A 21557-nucleotide genomic window follows, 5' to 3' on the forward strand; every position below is an offset into this window, starting at 1 on the left:
CCGGGAACGGTGGGTACGGCTTAGAAATCGGCCCGGAAGGTCACGCCGAAGGAGCGCGGGGCCCCCACCTGCGCGAGCGCCGACGAGCCGGAGAAGGCGAAGGCCACGCAATTGTACTTTTTGTCGAACACGTTCTTCGCCCAGAACGTGATGGAATAATTGTCCGTTTCCAGCCCCGTGCGCAGGTTCACCAGCTCATACGGATCCTGCTTGAGGGTGTTGGCGTCGTTCCAGTAGAACTTGCCGACGCCCTGCAGTTCGGCGCGGGTGATCCATGTGAGCGAGTCCTCCTTGTGGAAGAAGTCGAAGGACTCCAGCAGCGGCAGACTGTACTGCAACGCGAGGTTGTAGGTGTATTCGGGGGCCAGAGGCGTGCGGTTGCCCGCGTAGTCCATGCCGGAAACCTTGTCCGAATAGCGGCGGTACTTGGCGTCCGTATACCCGAAGCTGCCCTCGAAAAGCAGGCCCTCCGTGATCAGCGCGGAGGCTTCCACTTCAAAGCCCATGCTTCTGGATTTGCCCGCGTTACGGATGACCGTGTTCGCGGTGGGCAGCACCTGCGTCACCTGCTGGTCGCTCAGGTCGATGTAGAACAGCGAGGTGTTGAAGTTGACGCGGTTGTTGAACCACGAGGACTTGAAGCCAACCTCGTAGTTCCAGCTGTATTCGGGATCAAAGGCCAGATCCGACACATCGAGGAAACTCGTGTTGAAACCGCCGCTGCGGTAGCCGCGCGACACCCCGGCGTAGGTCATGAAGTCCGGCGTCCAGCGATAGGCGATCTGCGCCTTGGGCAGAAACACGTCGTCGTGCTTCCGGCCTCTGATGTCCGAGCTCATGCCGGGGACGACCATCCCGCCCGCGAGATAGTCCGAGGCGTAGTCCAGCTTGTTCTTCTCATACTCGTAGCGGAGCCCGGCGGTCAGATCGAGCTTGTCGAACAGCGTATAGGTGGCTTGCCCGAACACGGCGTAACCGTAAGTCTTGATGTCCGAATCCGCCGTGTTGGTCATCGCCATCGGAACCATGCCCATGTCGGCGGCGCCCTGCCCGTAGTTCAAATCCAGCGTGTGATCCTGATGCTTCTTGTAGAGGTACAGCCCGCCAAGCCACTTGAGCGGCCCGGAGCCTTCGGGCGATGCGAACCGGAATTCCTGCGTGAACTGGCGATCCTTGATATCCTCCCTGGCGGTGATGAGGTCATAGGGCGTGAAGTCCTGATCGTTCCGGGTCACGTCGTTGTATCCCCGGTAGGCGGTGATGGAGGTCATCTTGAACCACGGCGCGTCGTAGGCCACGCGCAGCGAGGAGCCGAGCGTGTCGCGCTTGTCCCTGCCCTCGTAGTTATAGGAGACGTGGTGCGGGTTCTTGTCGGCCTGATCCATGTCCGTCAGCGGGAATACGCCGTCGTTGACCTTTTCCCCGTCCACGTTGGCCGTGACGTCCAGCTTGTCCGTGGGCATCCAGCGCAGCTGCATCCTGCCGTTGAGGCCCCGGCGGCGATCCACCTTCTTGTCCAGAAAGTCGTTTGTGTTGTAGCCGTCCATCTGCTCCGACGTGCCGGATACGCCGAAGAAGAGCTTGTCCTTGATGAGCGGCGCGCGCATGTAGAGCGTCGTCTCGTAGAGGTTTTCATTGCCGACCGTCTGCTCAAGACCATAATGAAATTCATTGTCAGGTTTTTTCGTGACGATGTTGACGACGCCGCCAAGGCTGTTCCTTCCGTACAACGTCCCCTGCGGCCCGCGCAGCACTTCGATCCGCTCGATGTCGAACAGGTTGGTGTCGAACACGCGGGAGTCCATATAGTTCACGTCGTCCACATAAAAGCCGATGGCCGGGTCGTTGTTGACGGCCCCGATGCCGCGTATGAAGGCGTACGAGTTGCCCCGGAACCCCCAATTGGCGATGAACAGGTTCGGAACCTGCCGGGCGACATCCTGAATCGAGCGGATGCCCGAATCCTTGATCTGCTGCTCGGAAATGGCGGTCACGCTGACCGGCACGTCCTGCACGTTCTCCGTACGCTTTTCGGCCGTGACCAGCACGGGATCGAGTTTATAGGTTTCCTCCGCCCCAGCGGGCAGCGACCACGCCGACAGCAAAACCGCCGCAAGGATACCCGCTATGCCGTTTCTCTTCATGCCTTCCCTTCCCTTTTCAACAGCTCGTTCATGAAATGCCTGACCTTCCCGGCCAGTTCCTCCGGATGCGTCTTGATCAGCATGTGCGCGCCTTCCGTCCGGTCATGGGACGGGTTGGCGAACACCGCGTTCCACGCCTCGGCCATCGTCTTCAGCTCTTCTTCCTCTTCAAGCGTGCCGACGAGGTTCAGCATGGGGGCTTCCACGGCGGCCCCGAAAGCGAAATCAAGCATCGCCTGCGTGTCCACCCGGAGCGTGTTCAGATAGTCCCGGCGCTCGGCTTCGGTCATCTCCGCGAAATCGTAATGATAGACCTCCTTCGAGACGCGCACGATCTCGTCCTCCGAGCTGTCGATGATTGCCCGCAGGCCGCCGATCACGCCCGGAGGCGGGCTCGCCACCAGCACGACCCCGGCGACGGGGCGCCCCTTTTCCTCAAGCCGCCGCGCGATCTCGTAGGCGAGGAACCCGCCGAACGAGTAGCCGAGCAGGAACAGCGGCGTGCCGTCGTTGAAGGCCGCAAGCTGCTCCACGCACAGGGCCGCCATTTCGGGAATGGAGCGCATGGGCTCCCCGGCCTTGCCGTGTCCGGGCAGGTTCGCGGCGAGCACGGCGTAGGATGCGGGCAGCAGCCTGCCGAACTGCCGGTACATGGTAGGGTTGCCGCACGCGTAGGGCAGGCAAAAGAGCCTTGCTTCAGGGCGTTCCACATCCGTCAGCGCCACGATGCCCGCCTCTTCCGCCTTGCCTTCGCCCTTGCGGAGGATGCGGCTCACGATGGAGGCGACCGTCTGGTATTCGAAGGCTTCCTTGAGGCCGAAGTCGATGAAGCCTTCCTTCTTCATGCGCATGATGAGGCGCATGGCCTTGAGCGAGTCGCCGCCCACGTCCCAGAAATTGCTGGTCATGCCGAGATCCGTGACGCCGAGCACATCCTCCCAGATGGCGGTGATGCGCTTTTCCAGTTCCGTCACCGGGCGGATCACGGCGGCGTCTCGTTTCCCGGCCTCGATCACCACGTCGGGGAGCCGGTTCTTGTCCAGCTTGCCGCTCGGCGTGCACGGCATTTCGCCGAGCAGCTCGAAGTGGGCCGGGATCATGTATTCGGGCAGCCGTTTGGCGAGATGGTCGCGCAGGGCCGCCGCGGGAACCTCGGAACCGGTATGGAAGGCCACCAGCGTGAGGCTTCCCGCCGTGTCCTCGCGGGGCACGACCACAGCCTCGGTCACGGACTCGTGCTCGCGCAGCGCGCTTTCGATCTCGCCCGCCTCGATGCGGTAGCCGCGCAGGTTGATCTGGTGATCCTCGCGGCCGAGGAATTCGAGGTCGCCGGTGTCGAGCATCCGCACCACGTCTCCGGTGCGGTAGAGCCTGTCGGACGGATCAGCCGGGTTGAAGGGATTGGGCACGAAGGCTTCGGCGTTCTTCTCCGGCTTGTTGTGGTAGCCCCTGCTCACGCCCATGCCGCCGATGTACAGTTCGCCGGGCACGCCGGGCATGCAATGCTCGCGGAAACGGTTCAGGATGTAGATCTGGGTGTTGTAGACGGGCTTGCCGATGGGCACCACGGGCAGATCCACCTGATTGTCCGCGTTGACCGGGATCCTGAAGTACGTCGAGGCCACGGTCGCCTCGGTGGGGCCGTATTCGTTGATGAACCGGTGGCCGGGGTAAAACTTCAACCACTGGTTGAGGTCTTTGGTGCTGATCACCTCGCCGCCGAGCATAACCCGCATGGACTCCGGCAGGGGGATGTCCGCATCGGCGAGGAATTCCCGCGCGCTGGAGAGCAGCGAGAAATGCGAAGGCGTGATGTTCAGGAACGTGATGCCCTTCTCGCTGATGAAGCGCAGCAGATTGTTGACGTCCTTGGTCTTTTCCTCGGACAGCACATGCAGCGAGGCCCCGACGAGGAACGGCGTCCAGTTGCTGGTCATGGTCATGTCGAAGGCGTAGGAGGTCACGAAGGCCAGCCGTTCCGCCGCCGTGATGCCTAGTTCCTCCTTCACCCACGTCAGGAAGTTGACGATGTTCCGGTGGGTGATCATGGCCCCCTTGGGCTTGCCCGTGGAACCGGAGGTATAGATCATGTACGCGAGGTCGTCCGGCGATCCGGCGGGCAGGGCCACGTCCGGGCGGTCAACATAGATGCCTGACGGCATGACGACCCGTTCCCGGAGCGATTCCGGGATGGCGGCGGCGCTTGCGCCCTCGTCCATGACGAGGATGTGCTCCACCCTGCCGAGCGCGCCTTCCAGTTCCTTGAGGTGTGCGGACTGGGTGAGCAGTACCCGCGCCCCGGAGTCCTCCAGCATGTAGGCGACACGATCCGTGGGATAGTCAACCCCAATGGGCAGGTAGGCGGCCCCGGCCTTCATGATGCCGAGCTGTCCCGCCAGCGTGTCGAAGCTGCGGTTCAGGAACAGCGCGACGAACTCGTTGGAAGAGACGCCGAGGTGCCGCAGCAGCCCGGCCACCTGATCGGCCCGCTTCCCGAAGGCCGCGTAGGAGAGGCTCCGCCCTTCGTAGGTCAGGGCCTCGCTGTCCGGGGTACGCCGGATCTGCTCTTCGATCAGGCCGTGCAGCGTGGACTCGGGAATAGCCGCTTCGGTACGGTTGAGCGACGCGATGAGCGAACGGTACCGCTCCGGCACGATGTCCTCGCCGGAGAACGGATGATCCGGCTCATTCCGATAACGGATGAGCTGTTCGAGCAGGATGTGGTACTGCTTCGCCAGCGTCTCGATGAATTCGCGGTCGAAGAGATCGCGGATATAGTTCCAGTTGAAGTAGAAGACGTCGTTGTCGTTGCGGCGCACGCGGTAGTCGTAGATCACGAGATCGATGAACGTGCCCGGCGCGCCGGTACGGAATTCGGGCGTCTCCAGCTTGATGGTCTTCATGCCGCTGACTTCGCCCGCGTACATCCCGATGGAGTTGCTGAAGATGATCGAGCTCATGGACGTGGCGCGCAGGCCCTGCCGCTCGAACAGCTCGCGGGAGAGCTCGATGGAGGAGACGGGCACCTCAAGGAGCTTGCGGGTGAACGCCTCGGCCTTGCGGGCGATCTGGACGATGGGCTCGTCGAAGTGGGTCTGCAGGCGTACCGGGAAGATGTCGATGAAGCTGCCCACGGTCTTGCGGGCCCCGGCGAAATACTGTTCGCGGTTGAACACCGGCATGTTGATGATCATGTCGTCCTGATGGCACCACACGTTCATCAGCTTGAAGTAGGCCGCGAGCAGCAGGGCGTTGAGGCTGATCTGCTCCTCGGCGGCAATGGCGTTGAGGCCCTCGATGATTTCGGGCCGGATCTCCTGATAGAAGGTGTCGAAATACACTTCTTTCAACAGGGCCGGGTTGCGCTTGGTGGGCAGGAGGGCCTTGGAGGGCAGATCCTTGAACAGCCCGAGCTGGAACTCCAGCGCGTTCTTGTATTCCTGCGTGCGCTGGCGCAGGTTTTCCACACGCACATAGTCGCCGAAGGTCATGGCCGCTTCGGGCAATTCCCACGGCTCGCCGAGCACCATGCGGTCGTAGGTGTTGAACAGTTCGTCGAACACCTGCATGTAGCTGAAGCCGTCCACGAGCATGTGGTCGATGTTCATGGCGAACACATAGCGATCATTGGCGAATTTCGTGATCTCGCAGAAGAACAGGGGCCATTCGCCCAGATCGAAACGGTAGTCGTTGAGTTCGAGGCCGCGCTGCAGGATGTAGGCCCGTTCCTCCGAAGGCGGCAGATGCGACACGTCGATATGTCTGGCGTGCACTTCGGGCACCGTTTTGAAGACCTTGAAACGGGGCTTCTCGCGTTCCTCGTCGATGACCGAGCGCATGATGGGATGGCGGCCGACCACATAGTTCAGCGCCTTGTCAAACACGTCGGGCCGGAAGTCGCCGTCCATGCGGGCGTTGAGGTAGATGTAGCAGCTCAGGCCGCTCGGCTCGTTCTGCACGAAGCCTTTGCGGTGGAAATACAACGTTTCCTGAAAATGCATCAGCGGAAAGTAGGCCACGTCGCCGTCCGCGTGCGTTTCGCAAAAGACGCGGGGCCACAGGTAGTCCGCCATCTGCCGGATGGTGGTCAGACGCAGGAAGTCCTCGCCGATCTCCGCTTCCGCAAACACCTCGCGGATAGCGTCGAACAGGGCGAACGCCTTGGAGATGTCCCCGATGAGGGGCATGAGTTCCGCGCTGACGCTCACGGCTTCGGCTTTGATGCCGAGGCTGGAAGCCACGATCTTCTGAAGAAGCGCCTCGATCTCGTTCTGAGGCGGCTCGATGCTGAAGTCGCGGGTGCGGAAATACTGCACCTGCTGCTCCACCGTGGGGAACAGGTAGCAGAAATTGCTTTCCATCTTGGCCCGGTAGATGTCCTCAAGCCGCGCCTGCATACGCATGGCCCGGATGGAATCCCCGCCGAGGCGGAACAGGTTCTTCTTCCTGCCGATGGCGTCAACGGGCAGTTCAAGCACGTCGCTCCACACGCCGAGCACGATCTGCTCGTGATCCATCGAAGCGGGATCGAGGACGGGCTCCTCATGCTCAAGCACGGTGATCTTGCCGTCGAAATCGCCGTTGAGGTAGCCCTCGCACAGCGCCTTGCGCATGACCTTTCCGCTGGACGTGCGCGGGATGTCGCCCTGCCGCGCGGCTATGAAGCGGTCGACGGAGAACCCGGCGAGTGTGGAAACCTGTTCGTTCATGCGGTGCAGGAGCTGCGCCAGTTCCGCATCAGCGCCCTTTTTCGCCGGGATGTAGAACATCAGGATGATCTCGCGGCCTTCCCGGGGATCGTACACGCCGCACGCTACCACGAGCCGGAACGCCTTTTCCATGCCGGACAGGGCGATGTGCTCGATGTCGGCGGGGTAATAGTTCTGCCCGCGCACGATGATGATTTCCTTGGAACGGCCAACGATGCACAGGTCGCCCTCGGCGTCCATGAAGCCCATGTCGCCGGTGGAGAACCACTCCCCGTTGAACGAGGACTCGGTCGCTTCGGGATTGTCGAAGTAGTCGGAGATGACGTTGTCCCCCCGGATTTCCACCACGCCCACACGGTCGGCGGGCAGGGGCTTGCCGTCCTTGTCGGCAATGCGGACTTCGCAATACTGGACGGGCTTGCCCACGCTGGTGAACTCGGCCGCGTCTTCGCCTTTGGGCACGTAGCGGACAACCTGCTCCGACACCATGAGCCTGCGGTCGAGGGTGAACGTCTTCACCGGGGTATTGCGAGGGTGGCACGTCGCCACCAGCGTCGTCTCGGTAAGCCCGTAGCCGGGCATGAGCAGGTGCGGGGCGAGGCCCATCGGCGCGAGCTGCTCCTGCAGGATGCGGCACGATTCGGCGGAAATCATTTCCGCGCCCACCGTCCACACTTTGAGGCACGAGAGATCCACTTCGGGCAGCCGGTCGGCACGCAAGCCTATGTATGCGGAAAGATGCTCGATGCCGGTATTGGTGGCGGAGGTGATGGTGCCCCGGTGCTCGTGGATTTTTTCCATCCACAGGAACGGGCGCTGGGCGAACTGGAACGGGTCCATCTTGATCTGATCCATGCCCGCGAGCATAGGCATGAGGTGGCATCCGAACAGCCCGAAATCATGGAAGTACGGCAGCCACGTCACCAGCCTGTCCTCGGATGTGCCGCCTTCGATGGCCCGCAGGGCGCGGATGTTCGCAATGAGGTTGCGGTGCGTGAGGCGCGCGCCCTTGGGCATACCCGTGCTGCCGGAGGAGAACTGGAGCACGGCGGAATCGTCATGCTGCGGGATGTAGCGGTCGTCCTCCTGGAAATCGACGATGCGGGCCTCCGTGATGAGGTCTTCGCTGGCTATGAGCGTGGCCCCCGTCCCTTTGAACATGTCCGTCAGCACGGCAAAGGCCCGCTCGTTGGACGAATCGGCCACGATGGGAGCCTTGATTGCCTCCCAGACGTGAAAAATCTTCTGCGCCTCCATCGAATCCGCTTTGGGCGTGCGCATGTGGGCGAGCGGCGCTGGCAGGACGCCGCTGAACAGGCATCCCCAAAAGATTTCAAGGAACGTGCGCGAAGCGTCCACCGAAAGGATCAGCGGCGTACGGGGCCGGAGCCCGCGCCGGTACAGCACCTGCGCCATCTCCTTGGCGTTGCGCAGCAATTCGGGGTAGCTCTGGAACTCCTCCGAGGTGTCCCCCGACGCGACATGGAAAATGCCATGTTCGGGATACCGGGCCGCCGTCTCCTCCAGAATGTCGACGAGCGTGCCCGAAAGCGGTTCGGGATGGATCTGGTTCATCATTGTCCTCTTGTAAAATGGTTAAACAAATACGGCTATATGATAGACCGCGCACGCCATGCCCATCGCCAAGGCGAACATGGCTGCCAGCAACGCCAGCGTCCTGCCCCAGCTCCCCAGTTCACTGCGCAGGACGCTGATGGAGGCGATGCACGGAATGTACAGGTTGGAAGCCACGATGAAGGCCAGCGCTCCCGCCGGGGTGATGGAAGCCCGCAGAGCCTGCACGACGGCCTCATGGTCGGTCGCTCCCACGGAGAACAGGACCGCCAGCGTCCCCGCCGTCGTTTCCTTGGCGACGAAGGAACTCAGCAGCGCGACCGTAAACCGCCAGTCAAACCCCAGAAACGAACCGAGGGGTTCCAGCCACCGCCCGAAACGGTACAGCCAGCTCGTCTCCACCGTGCCGCCGGGGAACGTGCTGATCGCCCAGACGACGATCAGAGCCGCGAAGATGTTGACCGCAGCGCCGCGCAGGAACAGCACGGCACGGGTGCGCACGTTGCCGAAGATCGTCCTGAAATTGGGGCGGTGGTACAGCGGAAGCTCCATGATGAGGCCGTTGGCGTAGCGGCCGGGAAGCGTTGCGTGCATGATCCTGCCCACAGCCCCGGCCATGAACAGGTTAAGGCAACTCACGCCGAGCACCACGAGCAGGGCCGTACCCGCAGGGAACAGGGCAAAGGCGAACAGGAAGGCCACGCCCATCTGCCCGCTGCACGGGATAAACGGCAGCATACATAAGGTAATGAGGCGGCGGCGCGGCGAATCCACGACCCGGCTCCCGGCGATGGACACCGTGTTGCACAGGAATCCCATCATCAGAGGGATGGCGGATTTCCCGTCAATGCCCAGACCGCTGAGGAAGGAATCCATGAGGTACGCCACCCGCGCGAGGTAGCCGGTGTCCTCCAGAAAAGAAAAAATGGCGTAGAGCGCGCTGATCATGCTCAACAGGGCGACCACCCACCCGAAGGCGGGCAGCAGGGCATCGGCGGCGAGGCTCCCCAGCGGGCCGGGATAGGCCGCCTTGAGATCGGGAGCCCACGCCAGCACCGCGAACAGCACAAGGCCGCCGGTCATCATGCCAAGCGCCGCGCCGAGCACGCAGCCCGCCGGGATGACCAGAAACGCGGCCAACCGTCCCCATAGCGGATGAAGGAGAACCCGGTCCCAGCGCTCGGTCAGCCCCCGGCCCGTACCGGATGTACGGACGGCCTTGCCACATGCGGCGTCGATCCATGCCTGCCGGGACGCGTACAGCTCCGGTGCGACCGAGGGGTCGCCCAGCAGCACACGGATCGCCTCCCGCTTCTCCCCGGAAAGGGTTTCCGTCCGGGCCAGCAGCCCCTCGTCGCCCTCGAACAGCTTGCACGCCGCCCAGAGCGGGGCGTACGGCAGGGCCGCCCCGATGATCTCCGCGAGCAACGCCACCTTGGCGGGCACGGCGGGCATACTGGCTGGGCGAGATGCCTCCGTAAGCGCCCGGAGCAGCGCATCCACGGCGGTCCCGTCCGCCGACGTGCCCACCAGCGGGATCACGGGCAGGCCAAGAGCCGAAGACAACGCAACGGCATCCACAGCCCTGCCCTCCTGCTCCGCAACGTCGGTCATGTTGAGCGCAACGACCACAGGCAGGCCGAGCGCCACCAGCTCGGACACGATATACAGGCTCCGTTCCACGCTCGCCGCGTTGACCACGGCGAGCACGGCGTCGGGTCCGCCGGAAAGCAGGTAGTCGCGGGCAACTTCCTCTTCAGGCGAATGCGGGGTCATCCCGTAGCAGCCGGGCAGATCCACGAAGGTAAAGGCCACGCCATTCCAAAGGGCCGCGCCTTCCTTGCGATCCACGGTCTTCCCCGTCCAGTTGCCTACACGCTGGTTCAGCCCGGTCAGCCGGTTGAACAGTGTAGACTTCCCGGTGTTGGGCTGGCCCGCCACCGCGACAGTCAAGGATTTCCCCGCCGGATGATTCCGTAAAGCGCCCATGCTCAACCCTTCCTCGCCGCAACAATGCCCGACGCGATCTCTCGCCCGAGGGCCACCCGCGTATGCCTCGCCAGCACGAGCAACGGCCCACGCTTGGCGTTACGCAGCATCCGTACGGCGACGCCCGGCAGAAAGCCGAGAGAGGCAAGGCGCCCGGCAAGGCATGGATCATCCGCCCGCTCATACAGGCAGGTTTCACCCGTCCGCACGGCGTCCAGCGTGGCGACACGTTCCTTTTCCTTTCCGGGGCGGCGATTCCGTCCCAAAAGCAGGTGAATTCCTGTCACGCACAGCAGAATGAACAACGGCTGAAAGGAAAGCTTGAGCGCGGCCCCCAGTTCAGGGCTGAGCCACGCCAGCCCGTTCTTTTCTTCGACCAGTTTGGCCGAATCAAAGGCCCGCTCACGCGCCTCACCAGTACGGACGTCGTAGGTCACGGACACGTACCGCCCGGCGTCGCGGACAACCCACGAACCCTCCTTCGGTAAAAAAGTCACCGTATCGGGCGTCAACGGTTCGCCGTCCACCCGTTCGTGACTGAAGCGATCCAGCACATCCTGTACGGACACCGCAGGCGTTCCCACGGAGGATACGGCGGGGGATGGGGACGCAACCTCGAACCGCGGCTCGTAGACAGCGGGCAGGAGCGCCATTTCGCCCAGCCAAAGCAGGGTGACGGCGCTCAGGTAAACGCCCGCCCAACAGTGGGATTTGCGGGACCAGAACAACAGGGAGTGCTTCATGACCGTTCCAAAAACTGGTGTAAAAATGAATTTGAATTTCATTTTCATTATAAACAGGGCTTACGCCGTCCGATGAGGCCAACTTAAGACAACTCACGCCCGCTTACTTTCATCTGCGTATCTTTTTTTTTGTATTTGCGGCAGAAAAAACGCCCGATTATAAGGCCACCCGCTTCTCCAGCCGTGCGGTTCTGTTGCTGTAACAGGTAAATTTCACTGAGAAAAACCATTCCCCTTTGTCAGCTTTTGATCCCGTTTCTGCATGTACAAAAATTTTTCGGGAAGTTTGACAGCGTTCCCCGTCCTTTATTATCAGATATTGAAATTCAAATTCAATAAGAGGTTTCCCTGTGTTCTCTCCCACCCCCCTTTCCGCAAATTCCGTGACAGCCTCGCCCCCCACGCCTCCTTGCGAGGACGGCAAACCTTCGGACGGGTTCCGGCTCCTGCTCCTTTCCGGGGACGCCGCTGCCCCGCCTGCGGATTCCGATTGCGTCCATGTCTGGAGCCGCCCCTTAACCGGCCCGACACAGTCCGGTTTCCGGGATCTGCTCTCCGAGGAGGAATGCGCGGCCGCTTCCCGCTTCCACACCCCGGAGCTGGCGGAACGGTACCGGCAGGCCCACGGCTGGATGCGCTCCGTGCTGTCCCGCTATCTGGATACCCCGCCCGAAACGCTCCGGTTCCGCTCCGGTCCGGACGGCAAGCCCCGGCTTGCGCACGGTTCGCTGCACTTCAACCTGGCGCATTCGGATTCGCTGGCCCTGCTCGCCGTGCGCCAAGACGCCCCGGTAGGCGTGGACGTCGAACCCGTGCGCCCTCTGCCCGAGGCCATGCTCATCGCCTGCCGCTGGTTCTCGGCCCCCGAGATCCGTTGGATCGCCGCGTCCGACGATCGGGATCGCGCCTTCCTGCGTTGTTGGGTCTGCCGCGAAGCCTTCCTCAAGGCCACGGGCGAAGGCCTTGGGCGGCCTCTGGACAGCTTCGCGCTCCACCCATGCGGCGATACGCTCCGTCTGGACGGGGCGGCCCTCGCGGAATGCACTCCCCTTGCAGGCCACGTCGCCGCCGTGGCCTGCGAAACCCTTTTTCCTTCATGCTGATACGAGGAGATTCCATGCAGTTCATGTTTTCACGGAAATCCGGCATCGTCCTCGCCGCCCTGCTCGGCGTCCAGCTCATCCTCCCCGCCTCGGGCTGGGCGCTCACCGGCAGGGATGTGGCGCTCAAGGCGGATCAGGTGGACACCAGCCGTACCTCCGACATGTCTATGGCGATGATCATCAAACGCGGCGATCAGCAGCTTGTCCGCTTCATGGCCATGAAGAAAAAGAAGTTCCCCGATTCGGAAAAGCAGCACATCCGCTTTCTCGAACCGGGGGACATCCGGAATACGGCCTATCTCACGTGGAGTTACAGGGATATCAACAAAGACGATGACATGTGGGTCTACATGCCCGCCGAGTCGCTGGTCCGCCGCATCAGCGGAGGCAGCAAAAAGGGCTCCTTCATGCGCAGCGACTACGCCAATGAGGACATTTCACGGCGGGAAGTCGACAAGGACACCTATACCCTGTTGCCCGACGAAGCCCTCTCCGGCGTGGACTGCCACGTGCTGGAGGCGAAAGCTGTCTTCCCAGAAAAGACGAACTATTCCAAACGGATTATCTGGATCAGGAAAGATATCTGGCTGCCCGCGAAAATCGACTTCTACGATCAGGGCGGGAACCGGTGCAAGGAGCTGGTTTTCGGCGGCTACAAGGAGATACAGGGCATCTGGACCGCCACCCGCCAGCGCATGCGCACCGTGGGATCGGACTCGGAAACGATCATGGAAATACGGGAAGTGGCCTACAACACGCCGATCGCCGAAGATATCTTTCTGCCGCAGGATCTCAAGAGGTAGGCATGAAAACCCTGTTCCGGGCCTGCGCCGTCTGCCTCTTCTGGTTCGGTTTCGCCCATGCCGCCGTGGAGGGCGATCCCTTTTCGGACGGACAGGCCTTTTCCGATCTGCATGCGATTGAGGCTTCCGATACATTCCTGCTCGGAGGGTTCGCGGAATCGCGCAACCAATTTTCCCTGAACGATCCAGAAACCCCGATTTCCCTGCGGCAGAAAGTGCAGGTCGAGGCGCTCTGGCGGCGCGACGTCTTGTCGCTTTTCGGCAGCCTTGAAGGCAGCTACGAAGGGGCCGCCCACACGTGGCCGGGCGACCATTCCCCGTGGAAAGCCGATCTCCGGGAATTGTATCTGACCTATGATACAGACAATATAGATATCTTTCTCGGGCGGAAGACTCACCGATGGGGGACGGGCGACGGCATCAACCCCATGGATCTCATCAATCCGCTGGATACGCGGGACCCGGTCACGACCGGGCGTGCCGACAACCGGCTCCCGGTATGGCTGTTCAGCGGCACGGTTTCGGGGAACGGGATCAGTTTCGAGGGAGTGCTCCTTCCCAAGGCCGAGGTCAACGCCCTGCCCCGCTCCGGCAACCCGTGGGAACCGCGCGCCCTGCGCGAACTCCGGCGGCAGCGGGACGACGGCCTCTTCACGATCACGGCTCCCGACGAACCGGACAGATGGTTCCGGGATGTGGAATACGGCGGGCGCCTCTCCGCCAATCTCGGGGGGTGGGATCTGGCGCTCATGGCCTTCCACGGTTTTGTCGACAACCCGATGTTCGTAAGCAGGAACAACGGCTGCAGGATGCGCTGGACCGCCGAATACCCCCGCTTCACGGCTTTCGGAACTTCCTTCGCAAAAGGCTTCGGCAGCCAGACCGTCCGGGGCGAGGTCGCCTATAAGCCGCGTTTTCCGGTACAGGGGAGCTTCGGTTTTCACCGGGCCGATCTGTGGCAGGGCGTCCTCGGCTGGGACTACGACATCGACAGCAAGTATTACCTGAACTTCCAGCTTTTCGGGGACGTTCAGGAAGGCTCGGAAGCTTCCGGCAGCCGGACATGGCACGGCGCGACCTATGAAATCAGCGGCAAATGGTTCCGGGACGCGCTCAAAACGGGGGTCCGGGGCAAACTCTACACCAGCGGGGAGGGCACGCTTACCGAGGTATTCCTCGAATACGAATTGGATGATCATTGGAAGGCATCCACGGGCGTCATGTTCTGGACAGGCGGGGAGGACACCATCCTCGGCGAATACACGGACAACGATTTCGTCTACCTGACCCTGCGCTACGCCTTCTGACGTATCCCGACACGGCGCGGCGACGCGCCTTTCTTCGGAACATCTCCGAAACCGAGTGAGACTGATGACGCCTACGAGTATCCACTCCACCTGCACCTGCCGCTTTTTCCATCAGGGGCAGTGCTCCTGCCCCGACGTGACCCTGTTCGTCATTGATGACGACTCGCACGCCGCGGGCCCGTTCCGCCTGCAACAGGACGGGGCACGCATGACCTTCTTCTATTGCCTGAACGGACAGGCACGCATCGACGCGCAGGCCGCCGATGGAGAGGCCTTTTCCGAAGAAATCGGCAAGGGAAACAGCCTGCTTTTTTGCCTGAACGGAGGCTTTTCCATCTCACGCGCCGGGAAGCGGATTCAGGCCGTGGGGCTCCAGCTCCGTCCGGAATGCCTGCGCCTGTTTGCCTGCCAGCTCGGTTTTGTCCACGATGGGCTCAGGAAAAGCTCATCCCGGACGCTCAAAGGAGACATCCCGCTGCACCTTCGCATTCTCCTTGAGCAGATCCTCAACTGCCGGGACGACGGCCTCTTGCGAGACGTATTCCTGGCGCACAAGAAATACGAACTGCTCTATCATCAGATCGAACTCTTGGACAGGGAAAACAGCCACAAATGCGTCAGCCCGGCGGAGTGCCGGGCCGCGCACCGAGCCTATGCCATACTGCTTCAGGATATCGGAAAGCCGCCGAGCTTGCCCGAACTGGCAGCCGCCGTGGGGGTCAACCGCACACGGCTGACGGCCTTGTTCAGGATGCTCTTCGAGGACACTGTCTTCGGCATCCTGCGCCGGGAGCGTCTGGAGTGCGCCCGAAGGCTTCTCAACGAAAAGGGAAAAAACATCACCGAAATAGCGTATCTGTGCGGATTTTCCAGTCCGAGCCATCTCACCAAGGCTTTTTCCGCCCAATTCGGGATCTCCCCAAAGCAATACCAGATTGCCAGGCGGCACGGGCACCCTGCCGCTCCCGTTTCATGCGGCGAGCAGCATACATGAGCCCACCCTGCCGATTTCTGACCTACCATACACCTTATATTGGATCTTCGTCGGCTTTCCCGCTTGCAAAGCCCCCCTCCCCATCCCGTTGTTCCGCGCAAGCGGGATTTCCGGAAGAGGAAACGCCGAAGCGGCCTACACGATGGTATAGCCTCCGTCAGCCATCCACAACGCTCCCGTGACGAAACTGGCTTCATCGCTGGCAAGGAAGGCGATCACCGAGGCGATTTCCTCCGGTTTGCCGAAACGCTTGAGCGGCTGCAGGGCCAGAAAGCTCGCCATACCTTTGGCCTCGTCGCCGGTATCCCTTGCGCCATCGTGCAATCCGGGGGTTTCCGTGGTCCCGGGGCCGACAGCGTTGACGCGGATATTGTGCGGCATCAGGGAAATCGCCGCCGCCCGCGTAAACGAGGCCACCCCGCCCTTGGAAGCATGGTAGGCGACGTATCCCGGAGATCCCACCACCGCGAAGGTCGAGCAGACGTTGACGATGGCCCCGCCCGTCTTCTGGGCAATGAACATATTCGCCGCCCCTTTCGTGAACAGGAACATGCTGGTCAGATTCGTATTCAGTACGGCGTTGAATTCTTCAGCCGTCGTTTCCAAAAGCGTCTTGTTGAGCTGCCATCCGGCATTGTTCACCACAATGTCCAGCTTCCCGTATGTACGGGCCGCCGTGTCCAAGGCCGCCTGCACATCGGCTTCATTCCCCACATCGCACAGGCAGAATGCAGCTTCGCCTCCCTCTTTGACAATGGCTTTTGCTACCTCATGCCCATTGGCTTCATCCTTGTCGGCCAAGACGATCCGAGCGCCTTCGGCGGCGAAACGGCGGGCGGCGGCAGCGCCGATGCCTTTGGCCGCTCCGGTGATGATGGCTGTTTTCCCTTGCAGTTTCATGGCTCTCTCATTGTTTGTTGCTGTATCCGGAAAGTTTTTTCCTTATACGCGTTCGGATATCCCTGACAAGCACGGCTCCAAAACGAAAATCCGCAGGAAAGCCCCTACCGCTTGGCCCCCTGTCCCTTCAACCGGCGGCCGGGGCGTATCGGCCCCGGCGCTGCCGGAACATCTTCTCCAATAAAGAAAATGGATTGGCAAAGCGGGCAGCGCCCCAATGCTGTCATCGGCAATGGCATCTCGCTTTGGCCCTCCTTATCTTCCTATGGCAAAACATCTTTTCCGATACGTTGTTGTGCAAACGTCACCCAATCGCCGGCAGAACCCCACCGCCGGCTCTTGCGCGGATCGCCCGGCTGGATTAAGCAGCAAGAGAGATTCAGCCCGGACAGACCGGGCGTTAGGAGAAAAACAATATGGGTAAGATTCTCGTCACCGGCGGAACCGGCTATCTCGGCACGCACATGCTTGTGGAGCTCGTCAAGCAGGGCTACGAGCCCCTGTGCGTGGACAACCTCCACAACAGCAATCCGTCCGTCCTCCTCGCCGTGAAGGAAATTTGCGGCAAAGAAATCCCCTTCATCAAGGCCGACGCGGGCGACGTCGCCGCCATGCGCGCCTTGTTCGCCGAATACCAGATCGACGCGGTCATCCACTTCGCAGGCCACAAGGCCGTAGGCGAATCCGTGGCGCACCCGCTCATGTACTACCGCAACAACTATGACTCCGCGCTGACCATTCTTGAAATGTGCCTCAAGCACGGCAGCGCCCTCGTCTTCAGCTCGTCCGCCACGGTGTACGGCGTGCCCCACTTCCTCCCCCTCACCGAGGACCATCCCCTCAGCGCGGTCAATCCCTACGGCCGCACCAAGCTGTACATCGAAGAGACCATCCGTGACGTGGCGCTGGCGCATCCCGAGTTCAACGTCTCCATCCTGCGCTACTTCAACCCGGTCGGCGCGCACGAGTCCGGGCTCATCGGGGAAAACCCCAACGGCATCCCCAACAACCTCATGCCGTTCGTCTGCCAGACGGCGGCGGGCATCCGCAAGGAATTGCAGGTGTTCGGCGACGACTACGACACGCCGGACGGCACGGGCGTGCGCGACTACATCCATGTGACCGACCTCATCTCCGGGCACATCGCCGCACTGAAAAAGCTGGAAACGAAACCGGGCTGCATCATCCACAACCTCGGCACGGGCAACGGAACCAGCGTCCTCGAAATGGTCCACCGCTTCGAAGCCGTCAACGGTGTAAGCGTACCCTACCGCATCGTTGCCAGACGTCCCGGCGACGTGGCGAGCTGCTACGCCGATCCGTCCAAGGCGTTTGAGGAGCTGGGCTGGAAAGCCGTGAAAACCCTCGACGACATGGTCCGCGACAGCTGGATGTGGCAGTTGAAGGGCGCGAAGAACTAACCCGGACGCGATCGAACCGACGTAAGGAGGGGATTCCCATGCATTGCCACTTCCACAACCCCGTCAGCATCCATTCCGGCCCCGGTATGCGCCGCCAGATCGGGGCGCTGGCCGCGAAATACGGGAAAAAGGCGCTCATCGTCACCACCGGCAGCGCGCACTCCCGGGCGCTCGCCGAAGAAGCGGGCGCTTCGCTGGAAGCCGCCGGGCTCGGCTGGGCGCACTACAACGGCATCCGTCCCAACCCGTTGGGCTCCATGGCGGCCGAGGGTGCTCAGGCGGCCCGCGACAACGGGTGCGACATGGTCATCGGGATCGGCGGCGGCAGCGTCATGGACGCAAGCAAGGGCATCGCCTTCGCCTATTACAACGACGCGCCGATCTTCGAATACATCTACGGGCGCAAACAGGGCGGGCAGGCCCTGCCCATCCTGCTCATCGCCACCACGGCGGGGACGGGCAGCGAGGGCAACTGGACCGCCGTGTTCACCGACACGGACCATGTGAAAAAGGGATTCGCCCTGCCCGCCCTGTATCCCAAGGAAAGCATCGTCGATCCGGAGCTCATGACCACGCTCTCCAGCAGGGGCATCGCGGGGCCCGGCTTCGACGCGCTGGCCCACGCCATCGAGTCGTTCCTCTCCGTCCGCGCCAATCCGTTCAGCAAGCTGTATTCGCGTCAGGCAATCCTCTGGCTGAGCGAAGGCCTGCCCAAGGTACAGGCCAACCCCTCCGATCTCGAAACATGGGAACGGGTGGCGCTGGGGAGCACGTTCGCGGGCATCGCCATAGGCAACGCGGGCTGTACCGCCCCGCACGGCATCGAACATCCGATCAGCGGCCTGCTCAACGTCGCGCACGGCGAAGGGCTTGCCGCCATTTACCCGGAATACATGCGGTTCATGCGCCCCCACGCGCAAGCGGATTTTGCCGAACTGGCCCGGCTTCTGGGCGCGGAGACTTCCGGCCTTACGGAAGAGGAAGCCTCGCTGCGCGCCGTCGAGCAGGTGGACGCCCTTCTGAAAACGCTGGGGATCGCCTTCACCCTGTCCGATCTCGGCGTGCGGGAAAGCCAGCTCGACTGGCTGTCCCGAACGGCACTGGACAGTATGCCAGCCGTATTCGCCAACAATCCCGCGGCGATGACTTCCGACGACGTCAAGACCATCCTGGAACGCCGCCTGTAAGCTTACACGGTTTCACAACCGAGCGGCCCTGAAATCCTTGGATTTCAGGGCCGCTCGGTTATCCGGCTCTTCACCGGAGGCTCCCGCCTGCCAGAACAAAGAAGGTACGGGGAACGGGCCGTCTTTGCCTCTCTCCCCCGCTTCCCGTCTTACGAAAAATCTTTCCACACCTGTACGCCGGTATAGCATTCCACGGCGACAAGAATGATCAGAAGGACATTGATGGTCCCGTGGATGAGGGGCAGGATCTTCCGCTTCTTCTTGTAGCGGTTCATGATGTACCCGGTGATCAGCCCAAGGATGGCCAGCCCGATGATCGGCCACGCCAGTTCGGCGTGCAGTCCGGTAATGTGGGTGCTGCCGAACAAATCCAGCGTCACATAAAAACCGAGCGCCCCAAGAATCCATAAAACGAGGGCCAACGTCCCGAGCTTTACATGCTGCTTCCACGGGAAAAGCGTCTTCTTGCCAAGCAGCATCGCCACCCGCTTCAGCCCCTGCCACATGGCCCATACCCCGAGAACGGCGGCGCATACCTGCATCAACGGATGCATCCACAACAGAATATCACTCATGCCTGCTCCTCTCTGAACCGCCCTATTCGGAAAGCGGTATCTAGTAATAGTTACTGACAGCAGACTATTAGATCATTTATTTCCGAGAAGCAAGGCTTTTCCAACAAGGCTCATGCCAGACAGACAGACCGCGCATCCCTGAAAACGTCCACGGCACCCATAAAAAAGTCCTCCCGATCGACCGAACGGGAGGACGAAAAACGGATATGCGGAAGCCCTATTCGTACATGGGCAGATAGTGCAGCACGAAAAGGATATGGCACACGGCGGTAATGCAGCCGTATACAAGCAGGACATAAATGGTCAAAGAGCCGCCCGGGGCGCTATAGGCCGCCGCCGGGAACTTCTTGCGGCTGGCCCGCAGCATGAGGGCCGGGACGATGACCGACCAGATGGTTGCGGCGAGGCCCGCCCATCCGATGGCGGCGAGGAAGCCGTCCGGCTTGATGAGCCCGCCGAGCAGGGGCGGCAGGAAGGTCACGAGGGTCGTTTTGGCCCTGCCCATGACGGAGTCATCGAACTTGCACAGGTCGGCCATGTAGTCGAAAAGTCCGAGCCCCGCGCCAAGGAACGAGGTCGCCACCGCGAAGAAGGAAAACGCCTCCAACATGCGGAGGATGAAGCTGCTGTCGATACCGGAACCGGCTGCACGGATGAGGTCCCCGACATTGCCGCCCGCGGCGATGACGGCCTTGAACTGCCCGCGCGAGATGATCCCGTCGGCGGCCACAATCCACGCCACATAACAGACAAGGGCAATCAGCGTACCATAGCGCAGGCACTTGTTGATGTCGGCCGGCCTTTTGCCGAAATACTTGACCAGACTGGGCACGGAGGCGTGGAAACAGAACGAGGTGAGGTAGGTGGAAAGCGCGCACCAAATGAAAATGACCGCCCCGCCGCCGGAACCGTTTTCGCCCAGGTCAAGCAGTACGGGCAAACGGATCTGCGACAGCATACCGGTCATGGACAGGATGAAGGTCAACACCATGCCGCCCATCAGGATAACCGAAAGCCGATCCACGAACCGAGTACTCCACCAGACACAGGCCATGAGGATCAGCGAGAAAAACAGGCTCGAGCCCATCATCCCGGGATCGTTGCCCGTCACCGCCATGACGGTCTGCTGCACGGTGGACCCGCCGCCGCTGACATAGGCATACACCAGAATATACAGGACGAAGGCCACGGCAAGCCCGTTGATCGTGCTCCAGACTGGACCGAGCGTATCCTGAACGAGCGTGTGGAAGCTGCTGCCCGGCTCGTAATGCAGATTCACTTCCAGAATCGCCTGGCTCGCACGCAGCATCAACATCCACGTAAGGACCATCAGCAATAGGGACCAGTAAATCCACATGCCCGCCGAAATCATCGGCAGCGCCAGCATCCCGGCGCCGATAGCCGTCCCGGCGATGATCATCGTGCCGCCCAAAACATTGCCTTGAGAACCCATGCCTTCTCCCGTTTGTTCCTGCATCACGGCAGGTTTTGGGGTGAATTTTCTCCGGCGGCATCGGATCTCCATGCCGCACGGACTGCTTTCCCCTGTGGGGCATCCCGGTTACAAAAACGATAGAGGGGAGCGAGTATCCTCTAAAACAGGCGATAGGTCCATATATGCAGCGGGCCCGCCGTCCGCCAAAGCTGGCGGGGATCTTCCAACCATGCGCCGCCACAACACTTGCCGCGTCAAAAAACATTCCTCCCTCCGTAGGGTATCGCCAACCCTCGCCAACGGTACATAAAAAAAGGCCCGCCGCCCCATCCTGCATCCCCGCGTATGCCTCGCTCCATACGCACAAAAAATCAGGTTGAGCGCCGCCTTGGGCATGTAGCATCTATCGGTTTTCCCTACGCGGGAGCATCTTCGCCCATCGTATGCAGCCAATGGAGTGCGGCGCGGGTTGCCTCACGCGAAAGGGCCTTCCCCTTCTCCTCCGAACCGCGCTTCGGCTCCGGGCCATTCCTAATATTCAAGGGGAAAAGGGCGCGTTCCTCAGGCACCAGCCCCCTCCAGAAGAAGAACGGAAGCGATAAGAAGGGCTACAGATACCTCCCGGAACAGCTTGAAGGCAACATCTTTTCTCGCTATGTAAAAGGGATACAA

At 61.6% G+C, this 21557-nt stretch carries 13 protein-coding genes; 6 read left to right on the forward strand and 7 right to left on the reverse strand.

Translation table 11 applies throughout. The features are described 5' to 3' along the window. Positions 1–20: 20 nt before the first annotated feature. Genes T370_RS0100710 through T370_RS0100725 form a run of 4 tightly spaced genes read right to left on the reverse strand, consistent with a single transcriptional unit; the run spans position 21 to position 11160 of the window. Positions 21–2144 carry a TonB-dependent receptor gene (locus tag T370_RS0100710; RefSeq protein WP_029434402.1) on the reverse strand — a complete coding sequence of 708 codons (2124 nt, stop codon included), beginning with the start codon at positions 2142–2144 and terminating at the stop codon, positions 21–23. After that, positions 2141–8431 (reverse strand): non-ribosomal peptide synthetase, encoded by a 6291-nt coding sequence (locus T370_RS0100715; RefSeq protein ID WP_248604181.1) that lies wholly within the window; start codon positions 8429–8431, stop codon positions 2141–2143. Before T370_RS0100715 ends, T370_RS0100710 begins: the two co-directional genes overlap by 4 nt. Before the next feature lie 18 nt (positions 8432–8449). Then, entirely contained in the window at positions 8450–10417 is a 1968-nt protein-coding gene (gene feoB / locus T370_RS0100720; protein WP_029434404.1) for a ferrous iron transport protein B, read from the reverse strand. 2 nt (positions 10418–10419) lie between these two features. Further along, positions 10420–11160: a FeoA family protein gene (locus tag T370_RS0100725; RefSeq protein WP_029434405.1), complete on the reverse strand. Its 741-nt coding sequence runs from the start codon at positions 11158–11160 to the stop codon at positions 10420–10422. Between the two features lie 383 nt (positions 11161–11543). Here T370_RS0100725 and T370_RS0100730 point away from each other — a divergent pair, with 383 nt between their 5' ends. The 4 genes from T370_RS0100730 to T370_RS0100745 all read left to right on the forward strand — a co-directional run bounded on the left by T370_RS0100730 (position 11544) and on the right by T370_RS0100745 (position 15367). After that, entirely contained in the window at positions 11544–12263 is a 720-nt protein-coding gene (locus T370_RS0100730; RefSeq protein ID WP_237911061.1) for a 4'-phosphopantetheinyl transferase family protein, read from the forward strand. Positions 12264–12277: 14 nt separating this feature from the next. Then, entirely contained in the window at positions 12278–13066 is a 789-nt protein-coding gene (locus tag T370_RS0100735) for an outer membrane lipoprotein-sorting protein (protein WP_009378992.1), read from the forward strand. A 2-nt stretch (positions 13067–13068) separates the two neighbouring features. Beyond that, positions 13069–14373, forward strand: a complete 1305-nt coding sequence (locus T370_RS0100740; RefSeq protein ID WP_029434407.1) for a DUF1302 domain-containing protein — start codon at positions 13069–13071, stop codon at positions 14371–14373. A gap of 64 nt (positions 14374–14437) precedes the next feature. Continuing rightward, on the forward strand, positions 14438–15367 hold the full coding sequence (locus T370_RS0100745) for a helix-turn-helix transcriptional regulator (RefSeq protein ID WP_029434408.1): 930 nt from the start codon (positions 14438–14440) through the stop codon (positions 15365–15367). A gap of 135 nt (positions 15368–15502) precedes the next feature. On the opposite strand, the gene T370_RS0100750 is transcribed toward T370_RS0100745, so the two are convergent. Further along, entirely contained in the window at positions 15503–16267 is a 765-nt protein-coding gene (locus T370_RS0100750; protein ID WP_005026345.1) for an SDR family NAD(P)-dependent oxidoreductase, read from the reverse strand. A gap of 416 nt (positions 16268–16683) precedes the next feature. Between T370_RS0100750 and galE the strand changes: the two genes are divergently transcribed. After that, positions 16684–17688 (forward strand): UDP-glucose 4-epimerase GalE, encoded by a 1005-nt coding sequence (gene galE / locus T370_RS0100755; RefSeq protein ID WP_029434409.1) that lies wholly within the window; start codon positions 16684–16686, stop codon positions 17686–17688. 38 nt (positions 17689–17726) lie between these two features. Beyond that, complete coding sequence (locus T370_RS0100760; RefSeq protein WP_029434410.1) at positions 17727–18875, forward strand: iron-containing alcohol dehydrogenase; 1149 nt, start codon at positions 17727–17729, stop codon at positions 18873–18875. Between the two features lie 149 nt (positions 18876–19024). Here T370_RS0100760 and T370_RS0100765 read toward each other — a convergent pair whose 3' ends face one another. Both T370_RS0100765 and T370_RS0100770 read right to left on the reverse strand, forming a co-directional pair. Further along, a complete protein-coding gene (locus T370_RS0100765; protein ID WP_005026336.1) occupies positions 19025–19450 on the reverse strand; it encodes a hypothetical protein in 426 nt (141 codons plus the stop codon). A 217-nt stretch (positions 19451–19667) separates the two neighbouring features. Beyond that, a complete protein-coding gene (locus T370_RS0100770; protein WP_029434411.1) occupies positions 19668–20903 on the reverse strand; it encodes an aromatic amino acid transporter in 1236 nt (411 codons plus the stop codon). Positions 20904–21557 lie beyond the last annotated feature (654 nt).

The organism is Bilophila wadsworthia ATCC 49260, assembly GCF_000701705.1.
GTDB classification, from domain to species: domain Bacteria; phylum Desulfobacterota; class Desulfovibrionia; order Desulfovibrionales; family Desulfovibrionaceae; genus Bilophila; species Bilophila wadsworthia.

Excerpts from the sequence above, each read along its gene's own strand:
- T370_RS0100765 (WP_005026336.1), bottom strand. The coding sequence starts at position 19,450 with ATGAGTGATATTCTGTTGTGGATGCATCCGTTGATGCAGGTATGCGCC.
- T370_RS0100740 (WP_029434407.1), top strand. The coding sequence starts at position 13,069 with ATGAAAACCCTGTTCCGGGCCTGCGCCGTCTGCCTCTTCTGGTTCGGT.
- T370_RS0100745 (WP_029434408.1), top strand. The coding sequence starts at position 14,438 with ATGACGCCTACGAGTATCCACTCCACCTGCACCTGCCGCTTTTTCCAT.
- T370_RS0100750 (WP_005026345.1), bottom strand. The coding sequence starts at position 16,267 with ATGAAACTGCAAGGGAAAACAGCCATCATCACCGGAGCGGCCAAAGGC.
- feoB (WP_029434404.1), bottom strand. The coding sequence starts at position 10,417 with ATGGGCGCTTTACGGAATCATCCGGCGGGGAAATCCTTGACTGTCGCG.
- T370_RS0100725 (WP_029434405.1), bottom strand. The coding sequence starts at position 11,160 with ATGAAGCACTCCCTGTTGTTCTGGTCCCGCAAATCCCACTGTTGGGCG.
- T370_RS0100710 (WP_029434402.1), bottom strand. The coding sequence starts at position 2,144 with ATGAAGAGAAACGGCATAGCGGGTATCCTTGCGGCGGTTTTGCTGTCG.
- galE (WP_029434409.1), top strand. The coding sequence starts at position 16,684 with ATGGGTAAGATTCTCGTCACCGGCGGAACCGGCTATCTCGGCACGCAC.
- T370_RS0100735 (WP_009378992.1), top strand. The coding sequence starts at position 12,278 with ATGCAGTTCATGTTTTCACGGAAATCCGGCATCGTCCTCGCCGCCCTG.
- T370_RS0100715 (WP_248604181.1), bottom strand. The coding sequence starts at position 8,431 with ATGATGAACCAGATCCATCCCGAACCGCTTTCGGGCACGCTCGTCGAC.
- T370_RS0100760 (WP_029434410.1), top strand. The coding sequence starts at position 17,727 with ATGCATTGCCACTTCCACAACCCCGTCAGCATCCATTCCGGCCCCGGT.
- T370_RS0100770 (WP_029434411.1), bottom strand. The coding sequence starts at position 20,903 with ATGGGTTCTCAAGGCAATGTTTTGGGCGGCACGATGATCATCGCCGGG.